This window comes from Vibrio sp. V42_P2S4T144 (genome assembly GCF_009904715.1).
Lineage (GTDB): Bacteria > Pseudomonadota > Gammaproteobacteria > Enterobacterales > Vibrionaceae > Vibrio > Vibrio alginolyticus.
This window is the reverse complement of the sequence record NZ_WXWS01000082.1, coordinates 1-2,606: the sequence shown is the minus strand read 5'-3', so window position 1 is coordinate 2,606 and position 2,606 is coordinate 1. Positions and strand designations below refer to the sequence as shown.

General features: G+C 42.1%; 4 protein-coding genes and 1 pseudogene. 2 read left to right on the top strand and 3 right to left on the bottom strand.

Annotated features, from left to right (window positions below; all coding sequences use genetic code 11):
* Positions 1–210: pseudogene (locus CAG68_RS02655) on the top strand (DUF4442 domain-containing protein); the annotation flags it as partial.
* A 52-nt stretch (positions 211–262) separates the two neighbouring features.
* On the opposite strand, the gene fldA reads toward CAG68_RS02655, so the two are convergent.
* The 3 genes from fldA to CAG68_RS02640 all read right to left on the bottom strand — a co-directional run bounded on the left by fldA (position 263) and on the right by CAG68_RS02640 (position 1,946).
* Positions 263–796, bottom strand: coding sequence for a flavodoxin FldA (gene fldA / locus CAG68_RS02650; RefSeq protein WP_005382146.1), 534 nt, complete (start codon positions 794–796; stop codon positions 263–265).
* Positions 797–844: 48 nt separating this feature from the next.
* Positions 845–1,066: a DUF2788 domain-containing protein gene (locus CAG68_RS02645; protein WP_005393038.1), complete on the bottom strand. Its 222-nt coding sequence runs from the start codon at positions 1,064–1,066 to the stop codon at positions 845–847.
* A gap of 112 nt (positions 1,067–1,178) precedes the next feature.
* A complete protein-coding gene (locus tag CAG68_RS02640) occupies positions 1,179–1,946 on the bottom strand; it encodes an alpha/beta fold hydrolase (protein ID WP_017819953.1) in 768 nt (255 codons plus the stop codon).
* 92 nt (positions 1,947–2,038) lie between these two features.
* Here CAG68_RS02640 and seqA point away from each other — a divergent pair, with 92 nt between their 5' ends.
* Positions 2,039–2,581, top strand: a complete 543-nt coding sequence (gene seqA, locus CAG68_RS02635; RefSeq protein WP_005382149.1) for a replication initiation negative regulator SeqA — start codon at positions 2,039–2,041, stop codon at positions 2,579–2,581.
* The last annotated feature ends 25 nt before the right edge of the window (positions 2,582–2,606 follow it).

The window sequence follows — 2,606 nt, the reverse complement described above, 5'->3', positions numbered from 1 at the left end:
CAAAGTGATTTGTTTGCAGAATTTGAGGTCACTGAAGGGATGCTGGAAAACATTTATCAAATGACACGGAATGGAGAAAAGTGTTTTCCTGAGTTTATTACTCATGTAAAAGATAAACAGGGGAATGTGGTTTCAGAGGTTCAACGCAAGCTTTATGTAAGAAAGAAACCTCAGTATCGCGAAGAGGAAGTACTTACCGATGCTGTGTGACAATACATACAAAAAGACCTCCAAGTGGAGGTCTTTGCATCATTCAATTTGATTAGCCTTCTAGCTCAGCTAAACACATCTCTTCATAGATCTGTTTAACCCAGCTTTCAACACGCTCGTCAGTCAATTCTGGTTGGCGGTCTTCATCAATACATAGACCTACGAATTGGCTTTCGTCACCTTCAACAAGTGCTTTAGACGCTTCAAATTCGTAGCCTTCTGTCGAGGTATGGCCAAGAATTGTGCCGCCTTTAGATTCAACGATATCACGGACTGTGCCCATCGCGTCACAGAAGTATTCTGCGTAGTCTTCTTGGTCGCCACAGCCAAAGATAGCCACTAGCTTAGTAGAGAAGTCGATTTGCTCAAGTTCAGGGAAGAAGTCATCCCAATCACATTGTGCTTCGCCGTAGTACCAAGTTGGGATACCTAGAAGAAGAAGATCGAAGTTATCAATGTCTTCTTTGCTGCTTTTCGCGATGTCTTGAACGTGAACTAGATGTTTACCTAGTTGCTTTTGAATCATCTTTGCAACGGCTTCAGTATTACCTGTGTCGCTACCGAAGAAGATACCTACACTTGCCATAGAGTCTATACCTTTACATTGTTTGTTATTGGCGATGCTACTAAGGGTTTAACCTAACCCTGAGCCTTCCCAAGTTAGCTGAATTACACCTTTTGCAATAAAGCCAGCACAGCCTAGGAAAAGGACTAACCACACAATACGACGACCAAAAACAGGTACATTGCCTTGCTTTAGCACATCTTTTATCGCCATCCCGATGAAAAAAAAGATAGCAGCAAAAAGAAGATCGAGCCCAATAGACTCGAGCATATCCATATAGTCGTAAAGCATTTTAGCCCTTCATGCCGAAAAATCTTGGGCGCACTATACCACTGTTAAACGGTAAAGTTAATGCACTACAAGAAGGGTTATTTCAATAATCTAGTGTTGCTTTTCGAATTTGTTAACTCGAAATGTATTTTCGAATGACTCTCATTACTTCTGTCGGTTTCTCGGCGTGTAACCAGTGACCAGTACCAGCGATAATGTGTGCTTTAGCATGGTTAAATTGTCGCTTCACTGCCGGCTGATGTTCTGGCATTAAGTAGTCAGAGTCGCCGCCTTTGATAAATAAAGTTGGGATATCTGTTGGTGTGATTTCTTGCCAGCCAATAATTTGGTCATAATTCTCAAAAAGGCTCGGTACGTTAAACCGCCAATCCATCTTATCGCCATTTTTGTACAGTGATTTAGAGAGAAATTGTCTTACACCATCGAGTTCAATATGTTGAGCTAGGATATCCATGGCTTGCTGTCGATTTGCTGGTTTTTCATTAATAACAGCATGTAAGCCGTTAAAAACATTATCGTGACGGTTCGTAGTGTAGGCTACAGGCGCCATGTCGAGAACGACTAACTGCTTGACTACATTTGGAGCAATGTCCACAAGAGCCATCGCGACTTTTCCGCCCATGGAGTGACCAATAACAATAGATGGCTCAACGTTTAAGTGCTGGAGGAGCTGAGCCACATCTTTTGCCATATCGGTATAGTTATGGACTTCGGAGTGGAAAGAGAGGCCGTGATTTCTCAGATCAATACTGATCACCGTGTGATCTTTAATAAGATCGCGGGCGAGTAGACCCAGATTACTTAAACTACCAAACAATCCGTGAATCAAAACAACTGTTTGGCCTTGGCCTTCCTGCTTATAGTTGAGTAATGCTGACATTTTATCTTATTCGTGATGGGTTTAACGTGGAGTATCCGCGTGGATCTCGTTATAATCCCCCAGAGTTTAAACATTGAGAATGTGAAAAGCGAATGAAAACAATTGAGGTTGATGAGGATCTATACCGTTATATAGCTAGTCAAACTAAGCATATCGGTGAAAGCGCCTCGGATATTTTGCGACGCCTTTTAAACCTTGATGGTCAGTTGCAGGAAGCTAAAGCCGCGCCTGTAGTAGAGAAGCCACAAGGGATTGTAGTAAGTAAAGATGCGGGTAAAACGGAATCTGTTGATGTAGTGAAAGAAATGCGTTCGCTGCTTATTTCTGATGAGTTTGCCGGTCTAAAAAAAGCGATTGATCGCTTTATGTTGGTATTATCGACCTTACATAAATTGAATCCAGAAGGTTTCGCCCAGGCTACGAATGTAAAAGGACGCAAACGCGTGTACTTTGCAGATAATGAAGAAACCTTGCTAGCAAACGGTAATACGACCAAGCCAAAAGCCATTCCTGGCACACCGTTTTGGGTTATCACGAATAACAATACAAGTCGTAAAAGACAGATGGTTGAACAAGTGATGGCACACATGGGGTTCCAACCTGACTTAATAGAAAAAGTAACAGGTTCAATCTAAGAAACCTGATAGAAGCCTCATAATG

Coding starts and splice junctions, on each gene's coding strand:
- CAG68_RS02645 (WP_005393038.1), bottom strand. CDS start 1,066: ATGCTTTACGACTATATGGATATGCTCGAGTCTATTGGGCTCGATCTT.
- fldA (WP_005382146.1), bottom strand. CDS start 796: ATGGCAAGTGTAGGTATCTTCTTCGGTAGCGACACAGGTAATACTGAA.
- CAG68_RS02640 (WP_017819953.1), bottom strand. CDS start 1,946: ATGTCAGCATTACTCAACTATAAGCAGGAAGGCCAAGGCCAAACAGTT.
- seqA (WP_005382149.1), top strand. CDS start 2,039: ATGAAAACAATTGAGGTTGATGAGGATCTATACCGTTATATAGCTAGT.